Genomic DNA, 18,849 nt, shown 5'->3' on the forward strand with positions numbered 1-18,849 from the left:
ACCGCGCTTGATGCTCAGGAAGGCCTGCGAAATGTCGTTCCAGCCCGCGTCCCAAACGATGCGGCCTTTCTGGATCGTGTCCTGGGCCTTGAGTACCAGGATGTTCTTGGTTTCCAGGCTGTAATGGATCGACATGACACGCGGGTAAAACGCGCGCACCAGGTCGAACACGCCATACCCGATGCCGGTGGTATCGATGCCGATGTGCTGCACGTTGAAGCGTCCGACCAGCTTTTCGATCTGCTCGGCCTGGTAGGTGAACGACTGCCCGCGCCACGAATGTTTCTCCAGGATGCGGAACTTGCCGCCTTGCTCCAGAGGCGGGGCGACCACCACACAGGTGGCGTCGTCGCGTGTTCGGCTGGGGTCGTAGCCGATCCATACCGGGCTGTTGCCGAATGGCCGATCTGCCTCGGGGTCGTAGTCGGTCCACAGCGCCAGGTCGGAGTAGCAGCGCTCCAAGTCCTTGAGCGCGAATGCGCCTTGGCTGCTGTCGATAAATTTGCACATGAACAACTGGTCGAACGAATCGTCGTCGTACTCCAGCTGCAGCTGCTCCAGGTCGAACAGATCACAGCCACCGGCGATGGCGTCCAGGATCGTGATCGTCTTGCGCCATTGGCCGTCAGGGCACAGCGCCCCGGCCTGGAACGCCTTGTCGGTTGGCCACTCCTTGCCGGCGTTGGGCTTGCTGCGCTTCTTGCTGTTGCGGAACGACTCGCCGGTCCAGAACGGATAGGCCGGGTGGGACACGGCGCTGGGCGTGCTGAAATAGGTTTTGCGCCACTTGTGGTGGGTCGCCATGGCCGACGCCACTTTGTTCAGCTTCTGGAAATCCCGAATCCAGAAATATTCGTCGACATAGACGTGACCGCTGTAGCCCTGGGCGCTGCTGCTGTTCGTACTCATGAACTGCAGCTTGGCGCCATTGCTCAGCACGATCGGGTCGCCGGTTAGCTCGATGTCGAACCATTGCTTGGCGAAACCGATGATGTAGCTGCGGAATATCTCGGACTGGGCGCGGCTGGCCGACAGGAACACTTGGTTGTCGCCGGTCAACACGGCGTCCATGAACGCCTCGCCTGCGAAATAGTACGTCGCACCGACCTGCCGGCTTTTAAGGATGTTACGGATCCGGGCGGTCAGGGGGTTCTGTTTCGCCGCGAACAGCTCCTTTTGGTAGCCGTACATTTTGGAAATGAACTTGTCCAGGAAGTCGACTTCGGTCAGGTGATCGATGTCGTTCTTGGCCTTTTTCCCTTTCTTCTTTTCGCCCTTGTCGCCTCGGCTTTCCCGATCGCCTCGATCGCGGCGCGGCCGCTCGCGCTGCTGGCCACCGTCGCCCTGGGCATCACCGGCATCTGCAGGTGCCGGCTTGGCGCACTGCTTGGCCAGGCGCTCGCGCAGAGTTGTCAGCCGGTCCAGTTCATCCAGTTCGCCCTTGGTCAGCGCCTCGGTCTTTTCCAGGAGCAGGGTGATGCGCCGGCTGCAGGCGGTCAGCGGCTCCTCATCCGTGAGCATGTCGTCCCAATTGCCCTGCCGGATCCAGTAGTAGACGACACGGATGTGAGGCAGGCCGAGTTGCGCCTGAATTTCCTTGGCCTTATAGCGGCGCAGAAACAGGCGTTTGGCGGCTTCTTTTACTTCGGTCGAGTAGTTCATGGGCCGCAGTCTATGCGGCGAAAAAGCGGAAAACGTGCGGTAAAAATCCGCGTTTCTCCTAGAAATGGAAAATAGGAGAAGCGCGGATTTAAACCGTTTGTTGACGGGTGTTTGGCTCCCTATCTTGGGGCCTCACTTCACCGATGAGCGCAGTTCACACCCATGCCCCGTTCCCTTGTCTCCTACTGGAAGCGCGTTGCCCTGAGTGGCCTTACCGTCGACGGCCGCGAGATTTTGCCCCAGGAACTGCGAGACATCGCTGAGACGTACAACACGTCCGTCTATACCGCCACGGTCTGGCTTGAGCACGACCGGGACTTTGGTTCGTACGGCACGGTATTTAGCGTCAGGCTCGATGAAACATCGCCAGATCTGCAGCAAGGCCAAGTCGCCCTGGAAGCGCAGATCAAGCCCAACGACAAGCTGCTGGAACTCAATGACCGGGGCGAAAAGCTGTTTTCCAGCATTGAGATCCGCCCCAACTTCGCAGGCTCCGGCAAGGCTTATCTCGGCGGTTTAGCCGTGACCGACGAGCCGGCCAGCCTGGGCACTCAAGAGTGGTACTTCTCCAGCACTACCCGCCATCCGGCTAAACGCAGCCGTGCCCCACGCCGTGCTGGCCATCTCAGTGTTGGCGTCCCCCTGGAATTGAACGACATGACTCAAGAAACCCAACTGACTACGGTCGAGGCGTTTTTCGCCCGACTGTTTAACCGCTTCGCTGCCGGCGATCAGCAAGCGGACCCGTCGACCGAAAACCCTACTGAGATTCCGCAAATGGATGAAGCAACAGCCACGGCCATTCAAGGCCTGATCGAACAGCAACTGGTCGTTACAGCCGGTTTCCAGGCGATCGTCGATCAATTTGCGCAGACCGAACCTGCCGCTGATGCGGATGCGGTCAGTGATGTGCAAACCGCTGTCGACAGCATCGTGACCACTGCCGAAGAAAAGCAGTTGAGCCGTCGTAAACCAGTCGCCGCTCCCGAAGGCAATCAAGCCTTGCAGGCCAGCATGACGCGCATCGAACAGATGTTCTCCGAAGCATTGGACACCCCGAAGGCCCGCCCCCTGGCGCGTACCACTCGCAGTGCTCCTGTGAAGCGGGTGCTCTGACATGGCCCATCCGCTGAGCAACCACGGCGCGAAAATGTACGCCGAAATGCAGTTGGCCATGGCTGAGACCTACGGGGTCGAAACCGCCGCCGCCATGTTCAATGTCGAACCCTCGATCGCCCAGGAACTGAATGACGCGATCACCCACCAGGCTGACTTCCTGACTCGCATCAACGTCATTGGCGTGAGCGAGATCAAAGGCCAGAAGGTCTTCCTGGGCACCAATGGCCCGGTCACCGGCCGCACCAACACCAAGACCACCGATCGTGAAGCCAACGACGCATCGGCGCTGGATGACGATGAGTACCTGCTGTCGTCGACCGAGTCCGATGTGAGCCTGTCGTACGCGAAGATCGATGCCTGGGCGAAGTTCCCGGAGTTCCACGCCAAGTATTCGGCCGCTGTGCAGAAACAGATCGCGCTAGACCGCATGATGATCGGTTTCCACGGCACCCATGCGGCCGCGCAGACCGACAAAGTCGCGTACCCGATGCTGCAGGACGTGAACAAAGGCTGGCTGCAGCAGTTGCGTGAAAAGGCACCGGCCCAAGTGCTGAGCGCTGGCAAGGTCGCCGGCAAGGTCACCATGGGTCCGAATGGCGACTATGCCAACCTCGATGCCCTGGTGCATGACTGCAAGCAACTGGTCGACGAGCGTGTCCGCGAAGGCGGCGATCTGATCGTGATCATCGGCTCCGACCTGTTGGCGGCCGACAAAGCCAAGCTGTACGCCAAGCAGGCCAACACCCCGACCGAGAAAGAGCGCATCGAGCTGGCCCAGGTTATCGCCACTTACGGCGGCCTGCCTGCTTTCAGCGTGCCTTATTTCCCGGTCAATGCGGTGCTGGTCACTTCGTTCGACAACCTGTCGATCTACTTCCAGGATTCGAGCTGGCGTAAGCAGACCATCGACAATCCGAAGCGCAGCCGCGTCGAGGATTACAACAGCCGAAACGAAGGCTACGTGATCGAGCAGCTGGAAAAGATCGGCCTGATCGAGAAAGTGGAAGTGCTTGAGGGCGTAGCGTGAGCCTCGCCCTGAGACACAAGCGCCGCGTTCTTGCCGAGGGGCCGGCGGCCGCTGCCGCTAGTGCCGCCGTTGTCGCGTACTCGCCCGACACGGCGCTGGACAGCCCGGCCAATGCCCAGAAGCACCTCAAGCTGATGGAAAGCAGCTTGCAGGCTGATCTGGAGCGTATCGGCAACATCGACAGCCGCGAGCAGCGGCAGCAGCTCAAGCGTAACGAGCTGCTGCCCAAGTACCTGGAGTACGTGCAGCGCTACCGCGATTCGGGCCTCAACTACCCGAACCCGGTGCTGATGTATGTCCTGGTCTGGCTGTTCGACACCGTGCAATTCACCCAGGGCATGGAGCTGGCCGACTTCGCCGTCAGTCAGGGCCAGGAGCTGCCCGAGCGCTTCAACCGCAACATCCCGACCTTCGTCGCGGATGAGGTGATCGACTGGGCCGAAGCCGAATACAAGGCCGGCCGCAGTCCTGAGCCGTACGTTTCAAACCTGCTGCACCGCGTCGACGGCGAATGGCAGTTGTTTGAACGCATTCCTGCCCGCTACCACAAGCAGTTGGGCCTTCTGGCGATGGATCGAAAGGACTGGACGGCCGCGATCCTGCACTTCGAACGTGCTGAAAGCCTGTACAGCAGCATCGGTGTGGGCACCCGCCTGGCCGCTGCCCGCAAGGAGCTGGCCAAAGTTCCGCCGGGTGATGAAAGCGCGGCCATTGCCATGCGACTGGACGAGGTTCTGCAGGGCGATACCGCCCCAGATCCGGCGCCTGATCGCAGCGGCGACAACAGCGATAACGCCGGTACCGGCACCGAATAACCGACTACCCCCCGCAGGGAGCTGCCACGGAAGGACCACGTCATTCATGACATCCGGTCTGACCCGAAGCTGCAACCTGCCCTATTTGAGTGATCAGCATGAGCGGATTTTCCGGCAAGCCCACCACGTTTGTGGATCAGGCAGTCGAGAACGACGGTTTTTGGCCGGGCCTCTCCCTGTCCGAGTTCCAGAAAGGCTATCGCCTGCCGGCGGAATACCTGGTCGACATGCTGATCACTGACCTGAAAACGGCCATGGTCGAGGTGAACCTTGATCTGGCCAAGCTGAAAGCGCGCTGGCAGGGCGCTGGAGTGTCACGCATTGAATCTGCAGACACCACCGTCCTGCCGGAGCGCACCTACAAAGTCGAGCTGTACAAACGTGCGGTCTATACCCGGGCCAAGGCTTCCCTGTTGACCCAGTTTGCGACCGTCAACCGCCGGGCCGAGGCCGAGAACACGGCCAAGGAGCTGCCAGAGCGTGGCGAAACCTTCCTGGAATTCAGCCAGCAGGCCATTCGTGCGCTGCAGGGCCGTGGCCGCATGACGGCGGCACTGCTGTGATCAAGCTGCGCGCACTCACTCAGTACCTGCTCGATCGCAAGCTGGTCGCGCCGGAGCAGCTCGACAGCTGGACCGACACCCTGAGCCTCGATCTGGTGTGGAAAGACACCGAGCAGGGGCTGCACATGGGCGACATGATCTACACCGCGACCATCGCCCTGGAGCGGTTTGCCGATGAACCTGTGCGCCTGGTCGCCCTGATCGGCAGTTGGCTGGACACGCACGACGATGACCGCGAAGACCTACCGGCACCGGCATTCCAGATCACGATGCTGGACAACGATCTGGCCGATGTCGACCTGACGTTGCAATTCGTCGAACCGCAGCACCTGGCCGAGGATCCGGCCGGCGAAATCGTGGCCCAGGGCAAGACCTGGTCATTGATTCCCTATGACCTGTGGGTTGCTGAGCAGGGCGAGGTGACCAGCCATGGCTGATAACGCCTTCGACTTCGACGTGCGCGGCATGCTGCAGGCCGAGCAGTTGCTTGCTCTGATGAACCTGCCGGTGCAGAAGCGCAAGCGCCTGCTCAACAACGTCAGCAAGCGCGTGCGCAGCCTCTCCCGCAAGCGGATCCGCGACCAGGAGAATCTGGACGGCAGCGCGTTTGCACCGCGCAAGGACACCAGCAAGTCCAAAAAGCGCATGGAAGCGGGTCTGGGCAAGCTGCTCGATGTCACCCGCCTGACCGGCGAAGAAGCCGAACTGGGATGGCGCAACGCGCTGACCCGCTGGGTCGCCGCCCAACAACACCATGGCGTCTCAGAACGGCGCACTGCCGCGCAAATGCGCGAGTGGAGCAAGGTTCCCCCAGGCACCGCGGCGACCGAGAAACAAGCCAAGCGCCTGCGTCAGCTGGGTTTCAAGGTGCGCATGCCTGGCAAGAAGACCGCCACTCGGCCGTCAGTCGACTGGATCAAACAGCACCTGACGTACCCCCGTGCCGGCTTGCTGATTCGCCTGCTCGATCCGGCGCAAACCTCGACCGGCCAGCAGAGCTGGGAAATCAAGCTACCGGCACGACAGTTCCTGGGCGCGAGCGACAGCGAGACCCGCCAGCTCGTGCAAACCGTGCTGCAGCAAATCCTTCAATCCCCTGTTTAACGAGGCACACCCATGGCACTCGGTAAAGTCAGCGTCAATAACCTCAATCTCGGCCAAGGCGCCGTGACTGAGATCGAGCGCTACTTCATCTTTATTGGTATCGGCGCAAAGAGCGTCGGCCAGTTCATTCCGCTGGACACCCAGAGCGATCTGGACACCCTGCTGGGCACTGCATCCAGCAGCCTGAAAACCCAGGTGGCCGCTGCCAAAGCCAACGGCGGTAGCCGCTGGGCCTGCGTGGCGGCCCCGATCGCGGCCGTCAGCGACTGGAGCACGGCGCTGGACAAGGCGCAGTTGGCCGGTTACTCGGTCGAGGGGGTTGTGATCACCGACGTGGTGACTGCCGCTGCCAGCCTCACCGCCATGCACAGCAAGGCGATCGAGCTGAACAACACCTACGGTCGGCGTTTGTTCGTATTGGCCGCGACGGCGGGTATCCAGGCCGCACAGACCTGGGCGCAGTACGTCACTGCTCAGAAAGCCATCGTGGCCAGCGTTTCCGCACCGCGTGTTTGTGTTGTACCGCTGCTGCACGGCAACGATCTGGGCGTTCTTGCCGGACGCCTGGCCAATGTCGAGGCCAGCATTGCCGACAGCCCGATGCGCGTAGCAACCGGCGCTGTACTCGCCTTGGGCGCGACCCCGACTGACTCCACTGGCGCAGCCCTGACCTCGGCAGTGCGTGGCGAGCTGGACACCGCACGGCTGTCGCTAACCCAGACCTATCCCGATTACCCGGGCGTGTTCTTTGGCGATGCCAACATGCTCGATGCGCCTGGTTCTGACTACCTGGTGATCGAGAACCTGCGCCTGGTCGATAAGGCCGCACGCGCAGTGCGCATTCTGTTGATCAAGATGGTTGCCGATCGCCGTATCAACAGAACCGCCAACTCCATGGCCTCGGCCACTAACCGGCTGATGAAGCCGCTGCGCGATATGTCGAAGTCCACCACCTTCGCCGGCACCGTCTTTCCCGGCGAAATCCAGCCGCCTGTGGACGGCGACATCGTCCTGTCCTGGAGCAGCAGAACCAAGGTCGAGGCTTACATCAAGTTGCGCCCGTATGACTGCCCGAAAGACCTCACCGGCAACATCGCCCTCGACCTGTCCACGGAATAACCCATGACTCAACGACTCAGCGGTAAGAACTTTGATGTGAACCTGGGCGACCTGTTGCTGCACGTCGAAGCTGCGTCCCTGGACATCACCGACAACAGCGCCGTCGCACAGAGCAAGGGCGTGCCCAACGGCCGTGTCGCTGGTGATGTAGCCGGTGCCGGCGAACTGGAGCTGGACAGTGCGAGCTTCGCCCTGCTGTGTGAAAAGGCCAAGGAGGCCGGCAGTTGGCGTGCCCTGGAGCCTTTCGACATGGTGTTTTTCGCCAAGGCCGGCGACAGCGAACTGCGCATCGAGGCCTTCGGCGCGGCGATCCGCATTTCCAGCCTGCTCAGCATCGACCCCAAGGGCGGCGCGAAGACCACGCACAAGATCCCGTATGACCTCACCAGCCCGGACTTCGTGAAGATCAACGGCGTGCCGTATTTGGACGCTGCTGAAATCGAAGGGCTGATCTCCTGATGGTCTGCCCGTTCGATCGCGCACAAGCGCTGGAGCTGCGGCAACGCGAGGCTGCCATTGCCGCCGCCCGAGCGCGGCCGCGCCCGAGCGGGCCGAGCCTCACCCATTGCACCGATTGCGACAAAGAGATTCCGGCGGCGCGCCAAGCGCTGGGCGGCATCACCCGTTGCGTGCCGTGCCAATCCAAGTTTGAAAAGGATGTGCGCCGATGAGTACGAATCAGGCCGCTCAGGACACGGTGATTGCCGTCGCGAAGGCGGCGCCCGCCATCGGCGTGGCTGCCACCGGGGCGACAGGCACCGTCGACTGGTCGGCGGTCGCCTACATGCTGACCGCCTTTTATATGGCGCTGCAGATCCTGCTCCTGGTGCCCAAGTATCGGCAGATGCTGCGCGACTGGAAACGCAAGGTATGAGCCTGCGCACCAAGATCGCCGCCGGCGTCATCGTGCTGTGCAGCACCGGACTGACCGCGTTCCTGGGCGACTGGGAAGGCAAAGGCCAGAACGTCGTGTATGCCGATCGGCTGGCCCGAGGCCTGCCCACCGTATGCCTGGGCGTCACCCGGCACACCAGCACCTATGCGGTGATCGTCGGTGACTACTGGTCGCCCGAGAAATGCACCGAAGTCGAGAACCTGGTGATCAGCAAAGGGCAGTTGGCCCTGGCCGATTGCGTGAAGAACGAACGGATCAGCCAGAACACCTTCGACGCCCTGACCAGCCATGGCCACAACGTCGGCACGCCCAGCACATGCGCAAGCCGCGCCGTGGGACTGATCAATGCCGGCCGCGTGGCCGATGGCTGCCGGGCACTGGCCTGGGGGGCTGATGGCCGCCCGGTGTGGGCCTACGTGACCCGCGCCGACGGCACCAAACAGTTTGTCCCGGGTTTACACAACCGCCGCAAGGCCGAGATGGAGCTGTGCCTGAAATGACGATTAGCCCGCTACGCCTTGCCCTCGTTCTGCTGCTGATCGGCCTGTTGGGCTGGGTCGTGATCGATTACCTGGGCGACCAGGTGGTTACCGCTCGCCAGGCCTTGAGCGACACACAGAGCGAACTGGACAGCGCCTACAACGAGCTGGCCGACCAGCGTGAAGCCGCCCGACTGGCCGGTGAAATGCTCGATGCCAGGAATGAAATCGACAACCAACGCACCCAGGAGCTGAACCGTGCGCTTGATGAAAACCTTCGCCTGCAGCGCGACGTTACTGATGGCCGTCAGCGGCTGCTCGTCAAAGCCACTTGCGCAGCCCCAGTGCCCGGCGCCGCCGGATCCGCCGGCGTGGCTGATGCAGGCACCGCCGAACTCGATCCAGACGCTCGATCGGATTATTTCACCCTCCGAGACCAGCTCGCCCTTGCCCGGGAAATGATTCTCGGCCTGCAGGACTACATCCGCCGCGTCGTACAACGCACGCCGGCACAACCCTGAACCACCCTCACTCAACCAATGGAACACACCATGTCCGAAGCAAACCGCACCATCACCCTGGAAGTCCGCGATCAGGAATTCAATTTCACCCTGACCCCGGCTGACATCACCAAGTATTTCAACGCCACCACCGCGAGCAACAAGGTCGCACCGGCGCACAACCTGCTGATGGGCACCGTCGACCAGGAACAGAAAGCCAAGCTCAAGCCGCTGCTGGAAAACCCGGTGCATATGCTGAGCATCACCGGCGCCCTGGTCGAGGAATACGCGCCGGATCTGGGCGTAATCGTAAAAAAGCCCTCGACTTCGCTGAAGGCCTGACCGACGACGGGCTGGGCCAGCTAATGGCCCTGAACCGCCGCTGGCTGCCCGGTGCGGAACCCTCGATCGAGAACCTGGGCACAGCCAAGTTTCTGGAAGACGAATACTGGCGACGGGCTGAAATGGCTGTCGCCAACGGCATTGCCCACGCATTAAACGGATAACCCATGGCTGACCAGAGCGCTCGCCTGGCCTTCATCCTGAGCCTGGCCGATAAGGTCACGGCTCCGGCCGGCAAGATCAAAAACAGCATCATCGACCTGGCTGATTCCGGTGAAGCGCACATTAAAAAGATGGGCGCGGGCTGGATCGGTATGCAGGAATCCTTTCAGGGCATTACCGCCTCGATGGAACCGGCCCTGGAGATGAACCGCGCTCTGGGCGATGTTCGGGCGATGGGCGTGGCCGAGGATGCGCTGTCGTCGCTCAATGCCAAGGCGCTGGATTTTTCCGTGCAGTACGGGGCAAGCGCGACCGAGTTCGTGGCGTCGGCGCGCACGATCGACGGTGCTATCAAGGGGCTTGTCGGCGGCCAGCTCGCCGCTGTCACCAATGCCAGCAGCATCCTGGCCAAGGCCACCAAGAGCGATGCCGAAACGACCAGCAACTACATGGGCACCATGTACAACCTGTTCAAAGGCGAAGCGGACAAGGTCGGGCGCGTCAAATGGGTCGAGCAGTTGACCGGGCAGACGGCGCTGGCTGTGAAGCTGTTCCGCACCGATGGCGAACAGTTGAAAGATGCGTTCAAGGAAGCCGGCGCGATCGCCACGGCGTCGGGCGTCAGCTTTGCCGAGCAGATGGCGGTCATGGGCACCCTGAGCAGCACCATGGAAGGCGGTGATGCCGGCGGCCGCTACAAGGCGTTTTTCGAGAATATCGGCAACGCCGAGGAAAAGCTGGGCCTGAAATTCACCGATGCCAACGACAAAGCGCTGCCGATGCTCGACATCCTGGCCAAGTTGCAGGGCAAATTCGGTGACCTGAAAAACGCCGCCGGCAACGCCAAGTTGATCGAGGCATTCGGCGGAGAAGGTGCCCAGGTGATCGGTGCGTTGGCCCTGGACACCGACCGACTCAAGAACGGCATTACCGAGCTGGGCAAGGTGCGCGGCATGGAAAACGCCGAGGCCATGGCCCAGGCGATGGTCGACCCCTGGCAGCAGTTCGGTGAAGCCGTCACCGCCTTGCGCATTTCCTTTGGCCAGGCACTGATCCCGATGTTGACGCCGTTGATGGACAAACTTGTCGGAATCGGCCGGACGTTGACCCGCTGGACGCAGATTTTCCCGAACATCACCCGGGTGATCGGCATTGCCACGCTGGCCGTGTTCGGCATCATCGCCGCCATGTCGGCTATGACCCTTGTGGTCGGCATGAGCCAGATGGTCTGGCTGGCCCTGGTCACGGTCTGGAAGTTGTTGACCGCGACGGGACTGCGTTCGGTGGCCATGTTCCTGGTTCACGCTGCAGTGTTTGCCGTGCAAGTTGTGGCTATGACGGCGTTCTATACCGTCATGGGCCTGGTGCGCACCGGCATGCTCCTGTTCCAGGGCGCGATCTGGCTGGTCAATGCCGCGATGTATGCCAACCCGATCGGCCTGGTCGTCGCCGGCATCGTTGCCCTGATCGCGGTGGTCGCGGCTGCAGTCATCTACTGGGACCAGTGGACCGCCGCGCTGATGAATACGGCTGCGTTTCAGTGGATCGCGGCCCAGCTGCTGCAGCTTTCTGAATGGTTTGGCTCGATCGGCGGCTGGGCCGGCCTGGCCCAGTCGGCGTGGGATGGCATCGTGTCGATTTTCACCGACGCGGTTAACAGCCTGATTGCCATGTTGAACAAGATCCCGGGTGTGCAGATCGATGCGGTCTTTGGCGACCTGCCGAAAACCCCAGAGATCCCGGGTATGTCCGTGCCGCTGACCAACGATACCGAGCAGGCGCGCAAGCAGATGAATGAATCCAACGGGAGTATCAGCCCGTCCGGCCCAACGGCCGTGCCACCAGGCGGGTTACTGCGCACGATCCAGAACACCACGACCACCAACCAGAGTCAGGGCAAGACGATCAACGTCGAGAAGCTGACGATCGAGAACAGCAAGCCGCTGACCCCGCTGGAACTGGAAAACATGATCGGCATGAGCGTTCCAGGATGAGCCTCTATATCGATCTGCTGATCACCAATAACGATCTGACTCTGGACCCTTCCAACCAGCCGCTGCAGATCGACGATCGGGCCAGCATCGCCCAGGACATCGCGCATCTGATCCGCGAAAGCGGGCTGATGGTCACGCTGGTGGCCGAGCGCGATCGCTACCGCCGCGCCGATTGCATCCAGCAACTGGAACTGCTGATCGAGAACGACACGCGCCTGGTGCCCGGCACCGTACGTATCGAGAACACCACCGGCGGCCAGTACCTGGTCACTGCCAAAACAGTCGAATTCGGCTCTATCGAGGTCACCTTTTGAGCGACGTCAATTTCAAGCAGGCGCTCGCTGACGCCGGCATTCCCATTACCGAGGCCAAGCTGAAAGAGGCCTGGACAGCCGAGGTCGTGGCTCAGGGCAGCAAGCTGAGCAACACCAGCAACTGGTCGCCGTTCTGGCGCGTGGTCACAGCCCTGGTAACCAAGCCGGTGCTGTGGCTGATCGATCTGATCGCCGGCACCGTCCTGCCCAATTTCTTTGTGAAGACTGCGACCAAGGCCTGGCTCGACACGCTGGCCTGGCAGGTGGACGTGACGCGCAAGCCTGCGACCAAAGCCGAGGGCCAACTGCTGTTCAGTCGAACCTCGGTCGCCGGCGCGCTGGTCGTGCCGGCCGGCACGCGCGTGCAGTCGATTGCGATCAACGGCAACGTCTACATCCTCACGACCACAGCAGACCGGACCTTTGCCGATGGCGAGTCGCAAATTCTGGTACCGGCGATCGCCACAGAAACCGGCAGCGGCTACAACCTGGCGCCCGGGTATTACTCAATCCTGCCGGAGCCAATCCCCGGCGTCGTTCAAGTGGTCAATGCCGATGGCTGGCTGAGTTCGCCCGGCGCCGACATCGAGGAGGACGACGACCTGCGTTTGCGCGTACGCAACCAGTTTTCGGCGGTCAACCAGTACCACACCGACGCGGTCTACCGGGCGATGATCGCCGGGTTCCAGGGCGTACAGGCCGACGGCGTGTACTTTGAGCACAACGCGCCCAGGGGGCCGGGCAGCGCCAATGCCCTGGTGCTGTTTGAAGCCGACGTGCCGGCCGCTGCCTACTTGGCGCAGATCAATAAGCATATCCGCGACCAGGGCAACCATGGCCACGGCGACGACCTGCTGGTCAAGCTGATGCCAGAGACCCAGCACCTGGTGCGCCTGACGATCTGGCCCAAGGCATCTGTCGGCAGCGAGCGCTATGCCGCGCTCAAGTCCGACGTCGAGCTGTTCATCAAGGCGGCATTCCGCGAAAGCACCGACAGCGACTACGCACCGACCCGGACTTATCCACAGTCGCGCTTTTCGTTTTCGCGCCTGGCGGAAGAAATGCACCTGCAGTTCGTTGGCATCGAGTCGATCCGCTTCGTTAACACCGACATCGTGTCGGAATTGACGATTCCGCGGCTGTCCGGCGTCGAGGTGACCTTTGGCACTTAATCTGACGCTGCCCTTTTGGCTCGATGGCCCTGAGCTGGGCAAGCTCAAGGCCGCCGCGCAAGCCTGGTGGGAGCAGGCCGCCGATTGGTTGCAATGGCCGCTGCTGCAGCTCGATGCCGAGACCTGCCACCTGAGCGTGCTGGACATGCTGGCCTGGCAGCGGGACATCACCCGCTTTCGCACCGAGTCCGAAGACCTGTATCGATTGCGGGTCAAGTACGCCTTTATCAATGCCGTCGACGGCGGCTCGACTGCCGGCCTCAAACGGATCTTTGAGCGCCTGGGCGTCGGTTATGTCGAGGTCAAGGAGCGCCTGGAAGGGCGGGACTGGGATGTCATCGAGCTGCACCTGACCGAATCGCAGCTGAGCAAGAACCCCGAGCTGCTGCGCGTGATCGCTCAGCAGTACGGGCGCACCTGCCGCCGTTATGAGTTCGTGACGCTCACGCCGCTGACCGTTCGGATCGGCTCGCTGGAATTCAACGACGACCAGCAGACGATCGGCGCCTCGATCCTGCCCGGCAACCAGACCGCGCTGGACGAGCTGAACCGCTCGATCGCCAGTGCCTACTACTTCACCCACGCCGAACTGGCCGAATACCTGGGGACTCAATGAGCGACCTGACCGATCAACAAGCCGCCGCCATTGCCACGCTGCAGGCGCTGGGCGTCACCTGGCGCAAATTCCACCACGGCACCAAGACCGAAACCGTCACTACCGATGCCGGCGAGATTCCGACCCTGGCGGGCCTGGCCAATGCCGTACTGGAAGCCATGGGCGGCGTACTGCTGCCCAAGGTGCGCATCGTCGCGGCCGCTGGCACCGCCTTGGCCCTGGACGTCGATGCGGCCAGCCGTATAACCGCATTCGACATCACCCTGAACAGGCCGACCTGTGCCCTGTCGCTGCTCAATGCCGTGGTGCCGGCCGGCTACCAGGGCGCGGTGACACTGACCCTGCGCCAGGGCACTGGTGCCAACCTGGTGACCTGGCCGAGCAGCATACTGTGGCAGTACAACCGGGCGCCGGTGCTTTCCTACAAGCAGGGCGCGTTCGACATGATCACCCTGGTCTCGGACCCAGTGACCAACAAGTGGCGCGGCCTGGTCGACGGGAACTGGTTCAATGTTTAACTCTGCCCTGAACAGTCGCCGCCTGGTGGCCAGCCGTACCCCGGGTGTGGCCAACGCGCTGTCGATGATCGAAGGCCATCACCGCTTTCTGAAAGCCAACACCGGCGACACCACCGACGCCCAGGTGCAGCACTTCGTACAGAACAACCAAGGCGTGCTGTCGAACAACCGGCACTTTATCGCCCTGAGCCAGATGGAGTACCAGCCCAACGGTGACGGCACGACCGAGGGCCAGGCGCTGCACATCCTGGGGTATGTCTATGCCTACCTGGCCACTCTGGAACCGGCCTATCTGGAAGCAGCGCGCTGGCACTGGGATGCCTACGTGAAGTATTTCTATGCCGGCCAGCCGATCCCGGAGACGCCGGGCCGCTGGATCTGCAACTGGATCATCAACTCGAAAGAGCCGGTGCTGTCCAACTGGCCGATCGATGCGGCCGCACCGACCCACAGCGGGTTCAAGGGCGTGCCGTTCACCTTTACCAACGGCGTGACCCAGATCCCCCACGGTGCGCCGCACTGGGGCCAGTACCTGGACAAGGCCACGTTCGCGTTTGAAGGGGCTTTGGCCTGGGACGCGATCAACGCCGGCGTCAAGGCGCTGAAAGCTGACGGCGAAACCGACTGGAACCGCACCGGCACCCAGCACGATGTGGACTGGATCATTGCCTGGACCGGCCAGAAGATCGACTGGGACGGCAACGTGCTGTCGAGCGGCCACGCGCTGGCCGAGCGCGGGACGGTCAAGCTCAAGAACACCAGCCTGAACGGCACCTACAAATTCAACTACGCCAATCGGCAGCCGGTTGAATACGGTGGTCAGTTGATCCCGCGCAACGCCGTGCAGCACAACCGGCCTCTGCAGGTGCCGTTACTGGGCACGGTGAACCAGATGGGCAATGCGGCCGACGGCGAGCAGTGGTTTGCCGATGCCTGTTACCTACTGTGGAAGATCACCGGCGAAGCACCGTTCAAAAAGGCCATGGACGCCTGCCTGTTCACCGCGCACGAATACACCTCGATTGACTCCACTGATAAATTTTTCCGGCAGTCCACCGTGGCCGGCACTCCTTTTACAGACGGCATCTCCTACGACTTTATCTACCCGTCCGCCGCCCAGGTGACCTACGGCCGCAACAACGCCGGGTTCATCACAGCCAAAGCTGATCGGGCCGCCAGTATTTCCCTGGAACAGCAGTCGATCTGGTTCCGCCTCAATCAGGCATCGAGCATCCGCACCACCTTCGGCGGCGTGGGTATCAACGGTGCGCCGGTGACCGCCAAGGCTGAATTGCTGATGAGCTTGGATAAGGAGGAAGATCACGGCCAGCGCTGGGGGTTCGACCTGCCGGCATCGACCAGCGCCGTGCCCGTCGTACGCGACGTACCGCTGGGCAGCCTGCAGCAGTTGCAGAAGGCCGACGGCAGCGCCTATATCGGCGCCGCGATCGATGCAGTGTCGGACTATGGCGGCCTGACCTACGCCCAGCAGTACGAAACCGGCGTGCTGGGTTCGCGCAGCTGCAGCACCATCAAGGCATTTTTCCCCAACGACGACGCGGGCTTTGTCGTGGGTTTCTGGTCGACCGAATCCGGCCTGGCCCCGATCAAGGCCATTACCTACAAGTCCGACGGCGAGACAGACCTGCGCTTTGAGGATGCCAACGGGTGGCGGTGGTACTGGATCCTGCCGAACACCGGCAATGCCTGGGTCACGCATCAACTGCTGCCGGGCAACCTGGTGCTGTCCGGCTACCAGCCCAACCACCCGGACGACCCGGATCCGGCGGCGCCGGTCTATGACCAGATCGACCAGTTCACCGTGCTTCTGGAGAACGGCAGCGACACCAATATCAGCTGGACCTATGCCTATATCAACGACGTGCCGCCGCTGTACGTGCTTGAGGACGGCTACAGCCTGCTGTACCGCGTCACCCTGTCCTGCAGCGAGCCGTTCACCGCGCTGCTGGGCGACTGCACTGTCATCGGTTACCGCGACGACTCGCTGGCCTACACGCCCGGCGTGATCCCGTTTTCCAACATCTACGAGGAAGGGTCGGAGCAGATCGGCGCCTGGCACGGCATGCCGTACCCGGGTTATCAGTACCCGATGATTTACTGCCTGGAGCCTCAGAAGTACGCCCGGCACCTGACCAGCATGGTCGACTTCATGTACGACTCGCAGCAGTGGTACTACGCCAAGTTTGGCGAACTGGGACCAGGGGCCAGCGCGTATATCTGGAACCGCTGGGACAACTACAAGTACGGCAGCCCGGACACCTTCACCATGTACCACTGGGGTGACGGCACCGCCTGGTCGGGCTACCAGCCCCGGGCTTTTCAAGCGGCGTGCCGTGCCTGGCAGGAACTGGCAGAGCGCGGAGCGGCTGTGCCGGCGAAGCTGAAAGCCTACGTCGAGAACTGGATCGCCTGGCTGGCCAGCTACGTGAGCCGCAATGCCGGCGCACTGCCGACCGACTTCCCGATGACCACCGTACCCAAGCCCCTGCCGAATGACTTTACCGGCCATATGACCGGCCTGTGGCTGGCCGGCGCGTGCATGGCGGCCATGGCCGGCTGCACACACCCTCAGCTGGACGCGCTGATCGAGGCCTGCGTGACCGAGCTGCAGGACAACTACATCGTCACGCCGGAGCCGAACCAGCCCATGAACGGCAGTTGGAGTCCGGGCGTGCGCCTGGGCACTGACAACGGGATGTTTTTCGGCTTCTGGGCCGGCGAGATCCTGCGCGGCCTCTCCATGTACATCTTGCTCAAGCAGCTTGGCCCTGGTGCCAGCGTGTTTGATCGTCTTAAAGAAATCAGGTAACCCATGTCGACCAACATCACCATCGCCGGCGAAAACCTTATCGCCAGGAAACAAGGCAACAAACTGGTCCTGGACGTGGCGCGATTCATTTTCGCCAACATCCCGGGCTTGGACACCAGCGCCGAGGTCGACCGGACCCAGGCCAAGCCTGCTGCATCCCGGATCGTCCACACCTACACGATCCCGAGCGCGAACCGGGGCTATGTGAATCCCAACCAGGTGGTCTACAGCGCCCAGTTGGGCGCCGACATTGGCGACTGGGACTTTAACTGGATCGGCCTGGAGACCGCCGACAACGTGCTGTTCGCCGTGGCGTATGTGCCGCTGCAGCAGAAGCGCAAAAACATCCTGCCCGCGCAGGTCGGCAACAACCTGACCCGCAACTTTATGGTCGCGTTCACCGGCGCCCAGTCGCTCACCGGCGTCACGATCGATGCCAAGACCTGGCAGCACGATTTTACCGCCCGGCTCAAGGGCATCGACGAGCGCGAGCGCCTGTCCAATCGTGACGTGTTCGGTGCGGCCTGTTTCTTTGCCAACTCCCTGCAGCTGGTTAAATCGGGCAGTGTCTACCAGCTCAATCCCGGCCTGGCCTACGTCGAAGGCATTCGCGTGAGCCAGACCGGAGTCTTGCCAGTGGCGGTGGTCAGCCTGCCGGCCACCGCCTGGCTGGAGGTTTCCCTGCAGCGTCAGGGCAGTGAGCTGTTGACCGTCAAGAATGTGGTCTTTGGCACCACCAAAGCCAGCTATACCGACAGCGCCGGTGCCACGTACTTCTATGCACCTCTGGCCGAAATCAGCAGCGCCGGCGTCGTCACGGACAAGCGCGTTGTACAGGCGATCACGGATTCACTGATCGAGGCGATTGTGCTGCGCAGCGGTGATTATCCAAACCTGCGCGCCCGGGCCACGACCAAGGACGACGTCGGTCTGGGCAATCTGCCCAATGCCAAGAGCGATGACCCGGCCAGTAACAGCAGCCAGATCCTGGCCACCACCGCCGCGCTCTGGGCACTGCGCGACTCGCTGGACACCAACACCACCGCGATGATTGCCGGTTTCATGCTGAGCAGCGCGCCGGCCGGCTGGCTGAAAGCCAACGGCGCGGCCGTGTCGCGCACTACGTACAGCGCCTTGTTCGCCAAACTGGGCACCCGGTACGGCAGCGGTAATGGCAGCACCACCTTCAACCTGCCCGACGCCCGGGCGAATTTCCTGCGTGGCGTGGATGATGGCCGAGGCCTCGATCCGGGCCGTACCGTCGGCAGTGAACAGCTGGACATGCTGGCTTCTCACGGCCACGGTGCCTCATCCGCAGGCAGCGGGAGTCATGGCCACAGCGCTACGGCATCCATGGGTGGCAGTGGTGAACACGCCCACAGCGCACCGCGTGCCGAGAACAACGACGTCGGCGCCGGCAGCCCGAACTTCACCACAGCTAATGGCCTGGCGGGCACCACAGCGACGACCAATTTGTCTGGCGACCACACCCACTCCGTGAGCGTGACCATCGACAGCGTCGGCGACCACACCCATGCCATCACCGTCGATAAAACCGGCGGCGACGAAACGCGCCCGCGCAACCTTGCCGTCCTCTACTGCATCAAATACTGAGCCG

Annotated in this window: 22 protein-coding genes; 21 read left to right on the forward strand and 1 reads right to left on the reverse strand. The window is 62.2% G+C overall.

The window, feature by feature from the left end:
- Positions 1–1,662, reverse strand: a 1,662-nt coding sequence (locus ACYP2A_RS20565) for a terminase large subunit domain-containing protein (protein WP_459747692.1), incomplete at its 3' end; no start/stop codon positions are given.
- Positions 1,663–1,824: 162 nt separating this feature from the next.
- Here ACYP2A_RS20565 and ACYP2A_RS20570 point away from each other — a divergent pair.
- The 21 genes from ACYP2A_RS20570 (at position 1,825) to ACYP2A_RS20670 (ending at position 18,845) form a co-directional block, all read left to right on the forward strand.
- Positions 1,825–2,778 (forward strand): GPO family capsid scaffolding protein, encoded by a 954-nt coding sequence (locus tag ACYP2A_RS20570; RefSeq protein ID WP_459747693.1) that lies wholly within the window; start codon positions 1,825–1,827, stop codon positions 2,776–2,778.
- 1 nt (position 2,779) lies between these two features.
- Complete coding sequence (locus ACYP2A_RS20575) at positions 2,780–3,808, forward strand: phage major capsid protein, P2 family (RefSeq protein ID WP_459747694.1); 1,029 nt, start codon at positions 2,780–2,782, stop codon at positions 3,806–3,808.
- Positions 3,805–4,623, forward strand: coding sequence for a phage terminase small subunit (gene gpM, locus ACYP2A_RS20580; RefSeq protein ID WP_459747696.1), 819 nt, complete (start codon positions 3,805–3,807; stop codon positions 4,621–4,623). Before ACYP2A_RS20575 ends, gpM begins: the two co-directional genes overlap by 4 nt.
- A 98-nt stretch (positions 4,624–4,721) precedes the next feature.
- Positions 4,722–5,186, forward strand: coding sequence for a head completion/stabilization protein (locus tag ACYP2A_RS20585; RefSeq protein ID WP_459747697.1), 465 nt, complete (start codon positions 4,722–4,724; stop codon positions 5,184–5,186).
- The gene (locus ACYP2A_RS20590; RefSeq protein WP_122700805.1) at positions 5,183–5,623 is read left to right on the forward strand and encodes a phage tail protein; all 441 of its coding nucleotides are present in this window, start codon (positions 5,183–5,185) and stop codon (positions 5,621–5,623) included. The genes ACYP2A_RS20585 and ACYP2A_RS20590 overlap by 4 nt, the downstream gene beginning before the upstream one ends.
- Positions 5,616–6,290, forward strand: a complete 675-nt coding sequence (locus ACYP2A_RS20595; RefSeq protein ID WP_122700804.1) for a phage virion morphogenesis protein — start codon at positions 5,616–5,618, stop codon at positions 6,288–6,290. Before ACYP2A_RS20590 ends, ACYP2A_RS20595 begins: the two co-directional genes overlap by 8 nt.
- A 12-nt stretch (positions 6,291–6,302) precedes the next feature.
- Positions 6,303–7,409 (forward strand): DUF2586 domain-containing protein, encoded by a 1,107-nt coding sequence (locus ACYP2A_RS20600; RefSeq protein ID WP_459747699.1) that lies wholly within the window; start codon positions 6,303–6,305, stop codon positions 7,407–7,409.
- A 3-nt stretch (positions 7,410–7,412) separates the two neighbouring features.
- Positions 7,413–7,868, forward strand: coding sequence for a phage protein (locus ACYP2A_RS20605; RefSeq protein WP_459747701.1), 456 nt, complete (start codon positions 7,413–7,415; stop codon positions 7,866–7,868).
- Positions 7,868–8,080, forward strand: a complete 213-nt coding sequence (locus tag ACYP2A_RS20610; protein ID WP_459747703.1) for a TraR/DksA C4-type zinc finger protein — start codon at positions 7,868–7,870, stop codon at positions 8,078–8,080. Before ACYP2A_RS20605 ends, ACYP2A_RS20610 begins: the two co-directional genes overlap by 1 nt.
- Positions 8,077–8,283: a hypothetical protein gene (locus tag ACYP2A_RS20615; protein WP_459747704.1), complete on the forward strand. Its 207-nt coding sequence runs from the start codon at positions 8,077–8,079 to the stop codon at positions 8,281–8,283. The genes ACYP2A_RS20610 and ACYP2A_RS20615 overlap by 4 nt, the downstream gene beginning before the upstream one ends.
- Positions 8,280–8,804: a lysozyme gene (locus ACYP2A_RS20620; protein WP_459747706.1), complete on the forward strand. Its 525-nt coding sequence runs from the start codon at positions 8,280–8,282 to the stop codon at positions 8,802–8,804. The genes ACYP2A_RS20615 and ACYP2A_RS20620 overlap by 4 nt, the downstream gene beginning before the upstream one ends.
- Entirely contained in the window at positions 8,801–9,304 is a 504-nt protein-coding gene (locus ACYP2A_RS20625) for a lysis protein (RefSeq protein WP_459747707.1), read from the forward strand. The genes ACYP2A_RS20620 and ACYP2A_RS20625 overlap by 4 nt, the downstream gene beginning before the upstream one ends.
- A 30-nt stretch (positions 9,305–9,334) precedes the next feature.
- Positions 9,335–9,625, forward strand: coding sequence for a putative phage tail assembly chaperone (locus ACYP2A_RS20630; protein ID WP_459747709.1), 291 nt, complete (start codon positions 9,335–9,337; stop codon positions 9,623–9,625).
- 23 nt (positions 9,626–9,648) lie between these two features.
- A complete protein-coding gene (locus tag ACYP2A_RS20635; RefSeq protein ID WP_164708277.1) occupies positions 9,649–9,789 on the forward strand; it encodes a DUF6890 family protein in 141 nt (46 codons plus the stop codon).
- Positions 9,790–9,792: 3 nt separating this feature from the next.
- Positions 9,793–11,781, forward strand: a complete 1,989-nt coding sequence (locus ACYP2A_RS20640) for a phage tail tape measure protein (RefSeq protein WP_459747712.1) — start codon at positions 9,793–9,795, stop codon at positions 11,779–11,781.
- A complete protein-coding gene (locus ACYP2A_RS20645; protein WP_122700795.1) occupies positions 11,778–12,095 on the forward strand; it encodes a DUF2590 family protein in 318 nt (105 codons plus the stop codon). The genes ACYP2A_RS20640 and ACYP2A_RS20645 overlap by 4 nt, the downstream gene beginning before the upstream one ends.
- Positions 12,092–13,267: a baseplate J/gp47 family protein gene (locus tag ACYP2A_RS20650; RefSeq protein ID WP_459747715.1), complete on the forward strand. Its 1,176-nt coding sequence runs from the start codon at positions 12,092–12,094 to the stop codon at positions 13,265–13,267. The genes ACYP2A_RS20645 and ACYP2A_RS20650 overlap by 4 nt, the downstream gene beginning before the upstream one ends.
- On the forward strand, positions 13,257–13,883 hold the full coding sequence (locus tag ACYP2A_RS20655) for a phage tail protein (RefSeq protein WP_459747717.1): 627 nt from the start codon (positions 13,257–13,259) through the stop codon (positions 13,881–13,883). Before ACYP2A_RS20650 ends, ACYP2A_RS20655 begins: the two co-directional genes overlap by 11 nt.
- Entirely contained in the window at positions 13,880–14,401 is a 522-nt protein-coding gene (locus tag ACYP2A_RS20660; RefSeq protein WP_459747719.1) for a hypothetical protein, read from the forward strand. The genes ACYP2A_RS20655 and ACYP2A_RS20660 overlap by 4 nt, the downstream gene beginning before the upstream one ends.
- Entirely contained in the window at positions 14,394–17,231 is a 2,838-nt protein-coding gene (locus tag ACYP2A_RS20665) for a phage tail protein (protein WP_459747720.1), read from the forward strand. Before ACYP2A_RS20660 ends, ACYP2A_RS20665 begins: the two co-directional genes overlap by 8 nt.
- Positions 17,232–17,234: 3 nt before the next feature.
- Positions 17,235–18,845, forward strand: coding sequence for a phage tail-collar fiber domain-containing protein (locus tag ACYP2A_RS20670; RefSeq protein ID WP_459747721.1), 1,611 nt, complete (start codon positions 17,235–17,237; stop codon positions 18,843–18,845).
- Positions 18,846–18,849 lie beyond the last annotated feature (4 nt).

The organism is Pseudomonas sp. 3A(2025) (assembly GCF_054589175.1).